Raw genomic sequence first — 13,365 nt, 5'->3', positions numbered from 1 at the left:
CGCACCCGCCACCTGAACTCCTATCGTGCGACCATCAGCGGTATCGAACCACCGCGGTGACGGTAGATCGAACCGAACCGTGCATCGAGCCGCACCCAGGATTTGCTCGCCCGCACCCGAACCAGTTCCGAGGCGTCGATCTGCTCGAGGTCGATGTCGGCGGTCATCGCCTCGGACCCGGCGTGCGGAACGAATCCCATTGCGGTCAAGGCAAAAATAACCCGCATCGAGATCCCGACCGTGCCGGACGGACCACTGACCTCGAGCACGTCCTGATCGAGCAACGACGCCGGCGGACCGTGACTACTTCCATGCTCGAGCGCCAAGGCGTTGCCCCGCTGCGCCAGTTCGATCAGCACCCGGGCGGGTACGTCGTCCAGGTGCTCGAAGCCGTCCATCGGCGGCAACGCCCCACGCCACGCCGAATCCATGGCGAACCCCGGATCGATCAGCTCACTTGTCGCCTGCTCCACCGCCGAGAGCAACTGATCGCCGGCAGCCGAGGTGTCGTCAGGGTTGATGGTGCCCGCCACGGTTCGCGTAGCGAGAGCGTCGAAACCCGTTGACGCCCAAACGCTCAGGTGAGCATCTCCGCGTCGACGCATCCGGATGACCGTGGACTCGTCCAAACGCAAGGCATGACCGATGAAGCCGGCCAAGTTCTTTCGCTCGGCCTCCTCGGGCACGGTCAGTACACGTTCATGCACGTTGCCAGCTCTCCAAGTACTCGCGCTCGGGCCCGCTGAGGCGACGCAAACGTTGAGTGTCGATATCGAAGGCCGCGATCTGAGTCGACGCCACGATGGACGGCGGGACACTGAGATCCGCACCGCGGGGGCGAACCTCGTACGCGATGGTGAAGTCCACCGCGCGCACCTTTTCCACCCACATGAAGACGTCGAGCGGCGAATCGTCGTGCCGCAGTTGGCCGCGGTACCGCACATGGAGATCGGCAATCACGGCCCCGTCACGCAGGGTGACCGTCGGGCGCGAGTCTTCGAACAACCAAGGAATCCGCGCCTCTTCGAGCAACGTCACCATCCGTGCGTGGTTGATGTGCTGGAAGGCATCCATGTCGGACCACCGAACCACAACTTCGGCGTGGAATCCTTCGCTCAACGTCCTACCTCCGATCGGGTGCCCATGCTGCGCACCATGCTACGAACCTGACGCGCCGCCACCGAGAGCGTCGCGAGGTCAAGCGTCCCAGACTCGAAGATCTCGACGAGAGCTGCCCTCGCCCGGCTCAGACGCGAGGCGTTGGTCGACTCCCATTCGTCGATCTTCTCCTGCGGCGACTCCCCCGGCTCGCCGCCGGCCAGAACCTCCATCGTCAGCTGCCGAAGCGAACTGTAGAGGTCGTCTCGCAACGCGAGCCTCGCGAGCGAGTGCCATCGATCGCCGCGCTCGAGTCCCGAGACCGCGCTCAGCAACCAGTCGATTCCCAGATGCGCGTCCAAGGCGTAGTACAGCTCCGCGACTTCGGTGATGTCGTGATCTGCGATGTCGGCGATATCCGCGATGTCGAGCAGGCAGTAGACATCCAGCAGTCGGAACACGTCCAGCGCCAACGCTTCCGGAGCCCCGCGATCGATCACCGATTGAGCCCGCACCAGCAGATCGTCGAGTTGATGGCCCGCAAGCAGCCCCGGGACCAGAGGTGCCGTAGCCCGATACGCCGCCGAGTAACGCGCAACCTCGGCGCCGACGGCGATCGGCTGGGGCCGATTGGCCAGGAACCACCGCGACGCGCGGTCGAGCAAGCGGCACGACTCAACGATCAACTCGTTTTCGATCTCTGCACTGACGCCCGCCGAGCGGATTCGCGACCACACCTCGTCGAGCGCAAACACCTCTCGCACAGCGGCGTAGGCACGGATCGAGTCCGTACTGCTCGCTCCGGTCTCCTCGGCCAAGCGGTAGGCGTACGTGATTCCGCCGTTGTCGATCACTTCGTTCACGAGCATCGTCGCGACGATCTGCCGCCGCAACGGGTGTGCCTTGATCTCCGTTTCGAACCGATCGCGAACAGCGGTCGGGAAGTACTGCGGGATCTGCTGGGCGAAGAAATCGTTGTCCGGCAACTCGGTTGCGAGCAGATCGTCCTTGAGTGAAAGCTTCACGTGCGCCGTCAGCGTCGCCAATTCCGGCGACGTCAGACCCACACCGGCCTCGAGTCGACGCTCGATCTCCTTGTCGGTCGGCAACGCCTCGAGTTTGCGGTCAAGGCCACGTGCCTTGGTCAGATCCGTCAACTGACGGCGGTGAACACCGAGCATCTGAGAAGCGGTCACGCGGGAGATTCCGAGCAGCGCGTTCTGAGCAATGTTGTCCGCCAACACCAGCGCCGCCACGTCGTCGGTCATCGACGCCAGCAACGGATTCCGTTCCTGCGTGGGCAGTAACTGCGAACGCACGAGCGAATCGAGAAGAATCTTGATGTTCACTTCGTGATCGGAGCAGTCGACGCCGGCCGAGTTGTCGATGGCGTCGGTGTTGATGTGACCGCCGCTGGCGCTGAACTCGATTCTTCCCAGAGCAGTGACGCCGAGGTTGCCGCCCTCCCCGATCACCTTGACCCGCAGATCTTGACCGTCGACACGCACGGCGTCGTTGCTCTTGTCGCCAACCTGCGCATTGGTCTCGGTCGACGCTTTGACGTATGTACCGATTCCGCCGTTCCACAGCAGATCCACCGGTGCCGACAGAATCGCCTGCATCAATTCCGGCGGCGAGAGCTTCGTGACCCCCTCGGCCAGACCCAGTGCGATCCGGACGCTTTCGGCGATCGGAACCGACTTGACCGTGCGGTCCCATACGCCGCCACCTTCACTGATCAGGCTCTTGTCGTAGTCGGCCCATGACGACCGTGGCAACTCGAAAAGTCGTTGACGTTCGACGAACGAGCTCGCTGCATCCGGGTTCGGATCGAGGAAGATGTGTCGATGATCGAACGCGCCCACCAGACGGATGTGCCGACTGAGGAGCATTCCGTTGCCGAACACGTCTCCGCTCATGTCGCCGACGCCTACCGTCGTGAAATCCTGCGTCTGCGTGTCGACCCCGAGTTCGCGGAAGTGCCGCTTGACGCTTTCCCAGGCGCCGCGAGCGGTGATACCCATGCCCTTGTGGTCGTATCCCACGGAGCCACCGGAGGCAAACGCGTCGCCGAGCCAGAAGTCGTACTTGGCGGCAACCGAATTGGCGAGATCCGAGAACGTCGCCGTGCCCTTGTCCGCGGCGACCACCAGGTAGCGATCCTGATCGTCCTTGCGCACCACTCGATCCGGCGTCACAACTTCGCCGGTAGCCGCGTGCACGTTGTCGGTGATGTCGAGCAATCCGGAGATGAACGTGGTGTAGCAGGCCTTGCCGGTTTCCAGCGTCACCATTCGATCAACGGCCGGATCACCCGTCGGCAGAGGCGGATTCTTCACGACGAAGCCGCCCTTGGCGCCGACCGGCACGATCACCGCGTTCTTGACGGCCTGAGCCTTCACCAAGCCGAGCACCTCGGTGCGGAAATCCTCGCGCCGGTCGGACCAGCGGAGCCCGCCGCGCGCGACTGCGCCGAATCGCAGGTGGACGCCTTCGACCTCGGGTGAGTACACGTAGATCTCGAAAGCCGGCCGCGGCTTGGGCAACTCGCTGATCCGTGAGGGATCGAGCTTGACCGACAGGTAGTCGCGAGAGCGGCCATCGGCGTCGACGACGTAGAAATTGGTACGCAAGGTCGCCTTCACCAAGGAGAACATTCCACGCAGAATGCGATCGGCATCCAAGCTGAGTACCTCGTCGATGGACGCACGCAACTGCTCGTCCAATTCGGCGACGCGAATGTCGTCCTGCTTCTCGGGGTCGAACATCGCCTCGAACAACTGCACCAATGCAAACGCGGTCTGCGGGTGTGTAAGCGCGATTCCTTCGATGTGGAACTGACTGTATGGAAATGTGGCCTGGCGCAGATACTTTGCGTAAGCACGCAGCACCACGGCTTGCCGCCAGGACATTCCGGCCCGCAGCACCAACTCGTTGAATCGGTCAGCTTCGGCCCGGCCGAACCAGACTGCACCGAATGCAGCCGTGAATCGCTTCTGGACCTCGGTCAGCGGGGCGGTACTGGTCTCGAGCGGCACCTGCGCATCGAGGTCGATCTCGACCGACGCCCGAAGATCCGCCGGTACCGACAATCCGAAATCGTAGATCCAGCACTGAACGCCGTCGAGTCGCTGCACGACGTGCGGCCGCTCGTCGAGAACTTCGACGCCGAGTGACTGCAGCACCGGTAGCACCTGGCTCAACGAGATACCGTCGCCGCCGACGAAGAGCGTGAAGCGCCAGGCACCGGGCGCGGAGTCCACAACACGATAGAGCAGTACGTCGATCGCGCCTGGCGCCAACGCCTCGAGTCTGGCGATGTCGGCCAACGCGCGTGACGGTTCGAAGTCCTCCTTGTATCCATCGGGAAGCACCCGCGAATACCGCTGCACCAGTTCCGGATCCACACCCGGACTTTCACGAACAAGGTCGTTGATGCGGTCGTCCCAGCTACGACTGACTTCGGTCAACAGAGCCTGAACTCGCTCGCGGTTGGCCTCGGAGACATCCAGATGAACCGGCTCACTGTCCGGATCGCGCCGGATCGTCACGTGCAACAGCGCAAGATCGTTCTCGGTAACCCGGGCGGTGTAATCGACTGTTCCTGGTCCGAATTCGCGCCACAACAGGTTTTGCATCGCCAGTCGCACCCGCGTCGTGTACCGGTCGCGGGGTAGGTACACCAAGCAGGACACGAAGCGTCCGAACGTGTCCTCGCGGACAAAGAGTCGCACCTGTCGACGCAGCCCGATGCTGTGCACGGCGTGGACGGTCTCGAACAAGGTCTCGGCGTCGCTCGAGAACAACTCGGTGCGTGGGAACGACTGGATGACCTCGAGCATCGCCTGACCGGAGTACGAATGCAGGTCGACACCGGCACGCGCGATGACTTCGCGAACGCGGCGCTCGATCAGAGGAATCGCGAGGACGTTCTCGTGGAGTGCGACCACGGTGAACACACCCAGGAATCTGTGCTCCCCCACGATGTTTCCCTCGTCGTCGAGGATCGAGACACCCACGAAGTACGGGTAGACAGCGCGGTGCACCGTGGCGGGGAACGATCCCTGCGTCAGGACCAGAAGCGGTCGATCCGGGAGATCTGCGACGGGAGGCAAACTCATCGGGCCTTCGGTGACCGCGTCGGAGCGCAGCACGCCGAGCCCGCTGCCGGCGACCGTGCGTGAACCGTCCTTCGTACCCTCGAATCGCCGGTATCCGAGCACGGCATAGTTTCCGTCCGCCATCCACCGCAGCAGCCGAGCGGTATCGGAGAATTCTTCGGGGGTGATCCTCCCGGAGGCAGTTTCTGCAGCACTCTCCAACTCGTCGGCAACGCGCAGTTGCAATGCCTTCATGTCCGGGGTGTCACCAACCACCTGGCGGACGTCCGCGAGCACCTTGCCGAGGTGTGCTTCGATCGCGTCGAGAGCGGAATCCTCGACTTCGGAGTCCAACTGGACGTGCATCCAGGATTCTTGGATACCGCTGTCGCCCAAGGACATCAGATTGCCCGAGTCATCGCGTTCAACCGTCAGGATCGGATGGGCGAATTGACTGATTCCCACACCTTGTCGGTTGAGCATCGCGGTAACGGACTCGACGAGCAACGACATGTCGTCGGTGACGATCTGGACGGCAGCGCCGAGACCCTCGGATCCTGACGGGCGGTACACACGCCATACTGCCGTGCCCGGGGTCCGCTGCCTCCCGAGCGCAAGATGCGCGAGCAGGACTCGATCCGATCGACCGTTGATGACGTCGTCGCTGTCACCCTCGTCGATATGCGTGAAAAAGGCCTCGCGAAGACGCGTCAACAACGTCGCTTCGTCGAGGCCTGTGCCCTGCTGCCGTACACGGTCTGTCATTCCTGGCTCACATCCTTGTGGGTTCTGATCGCCGCGACCAATCTCTGACTCGAGACTAGCCGCGGCAACCAGTACCTAGGGTGAACTGAGAAACGAAATCTACGATGTCGTCATCTGAACAAGCGATGCTTCGAGCACCGCGCGTTCGCTGTCCGCCAGCGGTCTGGACTTTTCGGACACCGTGTCGAATCCGACCATCAACGCGTCGCCGAAAGCGCATTCGACACCCGCGTTGTCACGGATGACGTGCCGAACCGTGAACGAGGAAGTCCCGACGTGAGTCGTGAAGATCTCCACGTTCAAGGGACCGGACCGATCGGTGACCGGCTTGAGGAACTCGACGGTCATCTTTCGAACCACGAGGTATCCCGGCCGGCCGCCGAGCGGCGCCAGTTTCGCTTCCAGGAAGTGGATGCGCGCTTCCTGCATGTACTCGACGTAACGCGTGTTGTTGACGTGACCCAACCGGTCGGAATCGCCCCACCGGACCTGGATCTGCGCTGTGTATACGTCGGACACCGGATCAGTCCCTGGTGAGCTTGCGGTGAGTCACGCGGTGCGGGCGTGCGGCGTCGGGGCCGAGTCGCTCGACCTTGTTCGCCTCGTAGCCCTCGAAGTTGCCCTCGTACCAGTACCAAGCTGCCTCGTTGTCGCCGAAGCCACCTTCCCACGCGAGGATGTGGGTACAGGTCCGGTCCAGGAACCAGCGATCGTGCGAGATCACGACGGCGCAGCCGGGGAACTCTTCGAGAGCGTTCTCCAGCGAGCCGAGGGTTTCGACGTCGAGGTCGTTGGTGGGCTCATCGAGCAGGATCAGGTTGCCGCCCTGCTTGAGCGTCATCGCCAGGTTCAGGCGGTTGCGCTCACCACCGGAGAGGACGCCGGCCGGCTTCTGCTGATCGTGGCCCTTGAAACCGAACGAGCTGATGTACGCGCGCGAGGGGAACTCGGTCTGGCCGACGACGATGAAATCGAGCCCGTCGGACACGGTCTCCCAGACCGTCTTCTTGGGGTCGATTCCGGAACGGTTCTGGTCGACGTAGCTCAGCTTGACCGTCTGACCGATCTTGACCTCACCGGCGTCAGGCTCCTCGAGACCGACGATGGTCTTGAACAGCGTCGTCTTACCGACGCCGTTGGGGCCGATGACGCCGACAATTCCGTTGCGCGGCAACGTGAACGAGAGATCCTTGATCAGAACGCGACCGTCGAAGCCCTTGTCGAGGTTCGAGACCTCCACGACCACGTCACCCAGGCGCGGCGGTGCCGGGATCTGGATCTCGTCGAAGTCGAGCTTGCGCGTCTTCTCTGCTTCGTTCGCCATTTCCTCGTAGCGATCGAGACGAGCCTTGTTCTTGGCCTGGCGGGCCTTGGCGCCGGAACGAACCCATGCGAGCTCGTCCTTGAGGCGCTTCTGCAGCTTCTGATCCTTCTTGCCGGCAACTTCGAGGCGTGCAGCCTTCTGCTCCAGGTAGGTGGAGTAGTTGCCCTCGTACGGGTACAGGCGTCCGCGGTCGACTTCACAGATCCACTGCGCGACGTGATCGAGGAAGTAACGATCGTGGGTCACGGCGAGGATTGCGCCGGGGTAAGCAGCGAGGTGCTGCTCGAGCCACAGAACCGATTCGGCGTCGAGGTGGTTGGTGGGCTCATCGAGGAGCAGGAGATCGGGCTTGCTCAGCAGCAGCTTGCAGAGTGCAACGCGTCGCTTCTCACCACCGGAGAGGTGGGTGACCATCTCTTCCGGCGGGGGGCAGCGCAGGGCGTCCATAGCCTGCTCGAGCTGCGAGTCGATCTCCCACGCATCTGCGTGATCGAGCTTCTCCTGCAGTTCGCCCATCTCTTCCATGAGCTCGTCGGAGTAATCCGTGGCCATCAGCTCGGCGATCTCGTTGTACCGCTTGAGCTGGACCATCGTCTCACCGAGGCCGTCCTCGACGTTCTCGCGAACGGTCTTGGTCTCGTCGAGCTCCGGCTCCTGCATGAGGATGCCGACGGTCGCGCCCGGAGCCAGGAAGGCCTCGCCGTTGCCCGGCTGGTCCAGTCCGGCCATGATCTTGAGGATGCTGGATTTACCAGCGCCGTTCGGTCCGACGACACCGATCTTCGCGCCGGGGTAAAAGCTCATCGTGACGTCATCGAGGATGACCTTGTCACCGTGCGCCTTGCGCACCTTCTTCATCGTGTAAATGAACTCAGCCATGACCGCCAGCCTATCGGTGTTTGCCCTATAACCCACATTGCGCGTTGGCCGTCACTCCGATGCGGGTTCTGCGGACAGTCCGAGGTCATCGACCAGATTCACCGACATGCTCATCGACCCCCACGAAAACCGCGATGGGGACACCTCCGGGTGTCCCCAGGACGGCTCAGATCATTGCCCTGTGGATGCCCTTCGGCTCGCCACCGAGCTGCGAGAGCGTCGACGCATGGAAAATGGAACCGGGTACATGGATCGCGTGCGCCAAACCGGCATGAGCATCACGCCAGAACCGCTGCATCGGCGTGCTCAACTGCAAAGCCCCACCACCGGAACGAGCAAAGATCTCGTCCACCGCACGCACCGCCCGCCACGCAGCAGCAGTCTGCGTACGCCGACCGATCGCACGAAGCTCGAACGAAACTTCCTGCCCCTTCTCCGTCATGTCCCAGAAACGATCCACCGTCTCCAAGATCGCAGCCCGAGAAGCAGCGATCTCGGCCGCAGCCTCACCGATCGCGAACAGCACGTACGGATCTTCCTTGATCGGAACACCACTGACCGTCACACGCTCACGCTGCGCCGCCATGTTGCACGCCAACGCACCCTCGGCGATACCGATCAACGACGAAGTGATCCCCAACGGGAAAATGCACGAGAACGGGAACTTGTACAACGTCTCCGTACGAGCCGCTTCCTTCCACGCCGTCCCGTCGAAAACCTTTCCGGCGTCGATCGTGCGGTACGTCGGCAAGAACGCATCCTTGACGATCAGATCCTTCGACCCCGTACCGCGCAGACCCACGACATTCCAGCTGTCCTGGTCGATGTCGTAATCCGAACGCGGCAACAACACGTGCAGAATCTTCGGCGGCATCAACGGCTTACCGGACTCGTCACCGACCATCGCGCCGATCATGATCCAGTCACAATGATCGGTACCGGACGAGAACGACCAACGACCGTTGAGGATGTACCCACCCTCGACCGGCCTCGCCACACCCATCGGCGCATACGGCGACGCCATCCACGTATCAGGATCGGTTCCCCACACCTCTTCCTGAGCCTTGCGGTCGAAGAACGCAAGCTCCCACGGATGCACACCGACGATGCCGCTGACCCAGCCCGTGGCACCATCCATCGCGCCGATAGCCATTGCCGTCTCGGCGAATTCACGCGGATGCGCCTCGAGGCCACCGAACTCCTTCGGCTGCAACATCCGGATGACGCCGGAGTCGCGCAAACGCTTCGCGCTGCCGTCCGTCAAGCGCATCAGCTTGTCACCCTCGACCCCGTCGGCGCGGATCTCGTCGGCGAACTGTGAGATGTTGTCCAGAACCTGACCCATGATCTTCCGCCTCCATTGATAGCCCGCCAACCTTCAATAAAGTAGAACACGTTCTAGAAAAATGCGGAAGTAGAACGGCCAGTTCATTCAGCGCCGATCAATACGAATGCGACAAGGCCAGTGGCGTTCAGGTCGACACGTGCCCCAGTCCCGCGGTCAGAATGCGAATACACCTCATCGCAACTTCCGCAGGCGAGCCGTCGCCATACGCCGGGGAGTCGCCGTCAACCCACGCGACAACGGCCATCCGCTGGGCCGTGTTCGCTGCAATTGCAAGCAAACGCACTTCCAGTGGGTCTGCGCCGGGTCCCATCAAATCACGCAGTACGAGCACCAATGCAGTCTCGGTGTCGTTGACCAAGCTCACCACGCGTTCCGAAGCGCCGGATCGCCAGGAACAATCCTTTGAAGTCGGCGAATCAACGCAATCGCATCGGGTGTTGCAGCAGGTGAATTCAGTGCGACGCGGGCGGCGGATGCCAGCACCTGAACAACAGGCGTACCCGGCGAACTGGACGCGATATACCCGAGCCATTCGTCGATCCCGTTGGCGAGTATCGGCCTCACCGCATCTTCCTTCGTCCGAAGCATCGATAGAACGTGCGAAGTCCGATTCCAGCTGCGCGTGCAATGCCCTCGGCAGTCACCGGATTCTCGCCGCGAACGACAAAAAGCTCTGCAGCACAACGTGATATCTCCAACTTTGCCTGCTCCTTCCGCCGTTGGGTGAGCGACGGGGAGTTAGACACTGAACCATGCTCATGCCAGTATCGCACGGTGCGCCACCGTGCTTCGGAGTCGAACAGGAAGAACCCTGGCATCGGCTGCGGAAGCCATGAACCGTCCACTTCGCCTTCGATCAGTTCCGCCACCGGCTGGACATCGAGACGCCAGGCCAGCCTCGTCTCACCCCCATCGCCATTTGACGCGATTCGAGGCGGCAGCGCAGGACCAAGTCTACGGATCATCGACGTTCACGAACGCATACGCCTGGGTCCCGCCGACGGCAACGCTCGCAGTTCACGCATGGTGCGTTGAACATCGAAATGTGTCGCAGTTTGGCCAACCGCCCCCCAAATCGATGACGCTACAAGGCGGACAGGTACCGCACTTCGGTAGTCGAGTTTGAGCATCGCGGACGGACCGGAAACAGCAACGGCAGCAATCGCGTTTCCTTGCGGCCCAACCGGTGCAGCAACGCAATTGAGGCCGGGACTCAACAGCCCCGCGCCGTACGCTACGCCGGTATCACGTATTCGACTGAGTTCCTGCCTTAGAGTCATCGGCGCTTCAGCGCCCACAGGGGAGCCTCCGAACGCAAGGAGCGCACGTCCAAGAGCCGACCTGTCGGCCGAAGAACGTTCGCCGACACGAGTAGGAACTACACCGGACAGCATTCCGCCGATCTTGTCGAGGTAAACGACATCCGGCGCGTCCAGCACTCCGAACTGCACTACCAGTCCGGTCACTCGATGCAACTCGCGGAGGAAGGGCAAAGCGACCGAATACAATCGATCCTGTTGTATTGCAAGGCTTCCCAGCTCCATCAATCTGATTCCAAGGCAGTAATCAGTGCCATCCCGCCGGAGCCACTTCTTGGCGACGAGCTGCTCGAGCATGCGATGCACCGACGAACGAGGCAAGCCGGTAATTCGCGAAACTTGACTGAGAGTGAGCTGTCCGGACACTTCGAAAGCATCCATGACCGACGCCAGTCGATCCAGGAACCCCGCCGGGGTCGTAGCGTCTGCACGAGCGGAAGCTTGCATGCGAATTCCTTGAAGTCATTCCCACAATTTATGGTGCATGTGGGGCACGTGGAGCCGAAAAGCGCTACCGGGCTTACTGGTTACGGCCCGCTGCAACAGCACCGCGACACCAGGCCGTCCGTCACCGTCGGATGTTCGAACGATCTCAGTGTGACAAATTGTGCCATGTTGACATCGGGTGTGAAGAGAAAAACCTCAGGAGCATTCACAGAAGGATCACGGTGGACGTTAACGCCGCAACATGAACAGAGAAGGGCGAAATACGTTGCCCCGGAGGCATATTCCACTAGACCAGAAAGTCGCACGGAAGATTTCCGTCAAATCCGTTGGGCCATTCGCCACGCTTGTGCCGCAAGCCTGTCCGCCTGGGCGCCGAACGATTCCGCCGACCGCTCGATTTCGCCCATCGCGCCACGTAGCGTGCGGCTGTACACACCCTCGACAATGCATGCGATCTTCCACCAGTTGAACGCAATGTAGAAGTCGATATTGAAGTCCGCATCTTGTTGGGCCGCAGAGATATAGACGTCCAACAGCTCATCGCGCGACGGGAACCCTTCGATTCGAGTCGGAGCATTCTCCAATGCACAAACATCGTCATCGGGTTCGGCCCAATAGACCAACAGTTGGCCCAGGTCTGCCAAGGGGTCACCCACCGTGGCCAGTTCCCAATCCAGTATTCCGGCGATCACGCCGTCGGCGCCGACAATGCAGTTGTCAAGGCGAAAGTCACCGTGCACGACGCTGCTACTGCACTGAGGGGGAATATTTCGAGACAACTTGGCATGTGTGCGTTCGAGGTCGAGGCTATCTCGCACACGATCACCCTTCCAGTTCCGCAACCACCGATTCAACTGACGATCGATGTAGTCCGTCCGATCGGCCAGAGCATTCCATCCGATCTCACGAGGGTCGACCGAGTGCAGGGCGGCAAGATTGCGAACCAGTTCCGCGGCCAATCCGGCTCGCGTTTCGTACGGGATTTTCGCGCGTACTACCTCCGGATCACGCAGGACTGCGCCGTCGATGAAGTCCATGACAAAGAACGGAGCACCAGTCACAGATTCGTCAATGCACTTGCCTACAACGATCGGTGACGGAACCGGCACGTTCTGCAGTCGCTCGAGAATGTCAGCTTCGCGAATTACATCATGGGCGGATGCATGCCTGATTCCGAGCGGGGGTCGACGTAGCACCCATCGAGAACCTGCCTCGTCGCTCACCGAGTAAGTCAGGTTCGAGCGTCCACCGGCGATCCGTTCGAATTCGAGCAATCCTTGCGTGGCATCGGGCAGATACTCACGGAACCACGCCGCCACCAGGGGCTCACACAAACCGTTGTCGCCCTGCGGTGCCGGGTTCACGACCTCACACCCTCTCGCGCGGGACCACTTCCGACAGATGCTGATTTCAGCGGCGCATCGATGCCGTCGAGAAACACCGAAACGACGGCATCGGCGAGCTCTGAAAGACCGAACTCCTCTGTGGGGCTGAACCATCGGAGCGACAACCACACAGCGTCGCGAATCAGTCCGTAGAGAATCTCCGCCGGCAGGTCGGATCGAAACTCGCCTGCGCTCATTCCGGATTCGATAACAGCGATCCAGGCGTCCTTGGTGCTACGGGCGGCCTCACGGATGTCGTGATAGGAGTCAAGTTTCCGGAGATAGGTGCTGTTGTTCTGATAGATCTCGGAGGCGTGTGGGTGCGCCTGACTGACCTGAAACGAAGCTCGAACCAGCGAACCGAGGCGAGTACGTGGGTCACCGGCAGATTCCAGGATCGACCCGTATGCGCTCGTGAGCGCCTGAAGATATTGTGTGACAATCGTATTCGCGATTGCATCCTTCGATGGGAAGTAGTGATAAAGGCTTCCGGACAGAATTCCCACCGCATCAGCGATATCGCGAACTTTGGTGCCCGCGATCCCCTTGGTGGCGAACAGTTCTGCAGCCTGTTCGAGTATCAAGTCGTGACGATCCGACCATTCCATTCAAGTCCTCCTGACGAGTCTTCACGTGTCACCTCTGACGAGGTTGCAATTTTGACTCTATACCGCGAATCAAACGTTTGCTACAGTCGCTC

The 13,365-nt window shown here is 61.4% G+C and carries 11 protein-coding genes; all 11 read right to left on the bottom strand.

Annotated features, from left to right (window positions below; translation table 11 throughout):
* Positions 1 to 20: 20 nt before the first annotated feature.
* The 11 genes from QM609_RS07660 to QM609_RS07605 all read right to left on the bottom strand — a co-directional run bounded on the left by QM609_RS07660 (position 21) and on the right by QM609_RS07605 (position 13,273).
* Positions 21 to 707, bottom strand: coding sequence for a DUF8010 domain-containing protein (locus QM609_RS07660; protein WP_007730934.1), 687 nt, complete (start codon positions 705 to 707; stop codon positions 21 to 23).
* Complete coding sequence (locus QM609_RS07655; RefSeq protein WP_003944573.1) at positions 700 to 1,119, bottom strand: acyl-CoA thioesterase; 420 nt, start codon at positions 1,117 to 1,119, stop codon at positions 700 to 702. The genes QM609_RS07660 and QM609_RS07655 overlap by 8 nt, the downstream gene beginning before the upstream one ends.
* Positions 1,116 to 5,963, bottom strand: coding sequence for an NAD-glutamate dehydrogenase (locus QM609_RS07650; RefSeq protein ID WP_050654619.1), 4,848 nt, complete (start codon positions 5,961 to 5,963; stop codon positions 1,116 to 1,118). Before QM609_RS07650 ends, QM609_RS07655 begins: the two co-directional genes overlap by 4 nt.
* A 99-nt stretch (positions 5,964 to 6,062) precedes the next feature.
* Positions 6,063 to 6,482: an acyl-CoA thioesterase gene (locus QM609_RS07645; RefSeq protein WP_050654618.1), complete on the bottom strand. Its 420-nt coding sequence runs from the start codon at positions 6,480 to 6,482 to the stop codon at positions 6,063 to 6,065.
* Positions 6,483 to 6,486: 4 nt separating this feature from the next.
* Positions 6,487 to 8,166 (bottom strand): energy-dependent translational throttle protein EttA, encoded by a 1,680-nt coding sequence (ettA, locus tag QM609_RS07640; protein WP_007730925.1) that lies wholly within the window; start codon positions 8,164 to 8,166, stop codon positions 6,487 to 6,489.
* Positions 8,167 to 8,332: 166 nt separating this feature from the next.
* On the bottom strand, positions 8,333 to 9,511 hold the full coding sequence (locus QM609_RS07635) for an acyl-CoA dehydrogenase family protein (RefSeq protein WP_076948656.1): 1,179 nt from the start codon (positions 9,509 to 9,511) through the stop codon (positions 8,333 to 8,335).
* 127 nt (positions 9,512 to 9,638) lie between these two features.
* Positions 9,639 to 9,878: a hypothetical protein gene (locus QM609_RS07630; RefSeq protein WP_007733370.1), complete on the bottom strand. Its 240-nt coding sequence runs from the start codon at positions 9,876 to 9,878 to the stop codon at positions 9,639 to 9,641.
* Complete coding sequence (locus QM609_RS07625; RefSeq protein ID WP_007733369.1) at positions 9,875 to 10,078, bottom strand: hypothetical protein; 204 nt, start codon at positions 10,076 to 10,078, stop codon at positions 9,875 to 9,877. The genes QM609_RS07630 and QM609_RS07625 overlap by 4 nt, the downstream gene beginning before the upstream one ends.
* A gap of 407 nt (positions 10,079 to 10,485) precedes the next feature.
* A complete protein-coding gene (locus tag QM609_RS07615) occupies positions 10,486 to 11,280 on the bottom strand; it encodes an IclR family transcriptional regulator (RefSeq protein ID WP_007733367.1) in 795 nt (264 codons plus the stop codon).
* A gap of 317 nt (positions 11,281 to 11,597) precedes the next feature.
* Positions 11,598 to 12,644 (bottom strand): phosphotransferase family protein, encoded by a 1,047-nt coding sequence (locus tag QM609_RS07610; RefSeq protein ID WP_007733366.1) that lies wholly within the window; start codon positions 12,642 to 12,644, stop codon positions 11,598 to 11,600.
* Positions 12,641 to 13,273: a TetR/AcrR family transcriptional regulator gene (locus tag QM609_RS07605; RefSeq protein ID WP_007733365.1), complete on the bottom strand. Its 633-nt coding sequence runs from the start codon at positions 13,271 to 13,273 to the stop codon at positions 12,641 to 12,643. The genes QM609_RS07610 and QM609_RS07605 overlap by 4 nt, the downstream gene beginning before the upstream one ends.
* Positions 13,274 to 13,365 lie beyond the last annotated feature (92 nt).

Origin of the sequence: Rhodococcus sp. IEGM 1302 (assembly GCF_030056935.1) — a bacterium.
Classification (GTDB): Bacteria; Actinomycetota; Actinomycetes; order Mycobacteriales; family Mycobacteriaceae; genus Rhodococcus_F; species Rhodococcus_F qingshengii.
This window is presented reverse-complemented; position numbering and strand designations above follow the sequence as displayed.

Coding starts and splice junctions, on each gene's coding strand:
- QM609_RS07650 (WP_050654619.1), bottom strand. CDS start 5,963: ATGACAGACCGTGTACGGCAGCAGGGCACAGGCCTCGACGAAGCGACG.
- ettA (WP_007730925.1), bottom strand. CDS start 8,166: ATGGCTGAGTTCATTTACACGATGAAGAAGGTGCGCAAGGCGCACGGT.
- QM609_RS07635 (WP_076948656.1), bottom strand. CDS start 9,511: ATGGGTCAGGTTCTGGACAACATCTCACAGTTCGCCGACGAGATCCGC.
- QM609_RS07615 (WP_007733367.1), bottom strand. CDS start 11,280: ATGCAAGCTTCCGCTCGTGCAGACGCTACGACCCCGGCGGGGTTCCTG.
- QM609_RS07605 (WP_007733365.1), bottom strand. CDS start 13,273: ATGGAATGGTCGGATCGTCACGACTTGATACTCGAACAGGCTGCAGAA.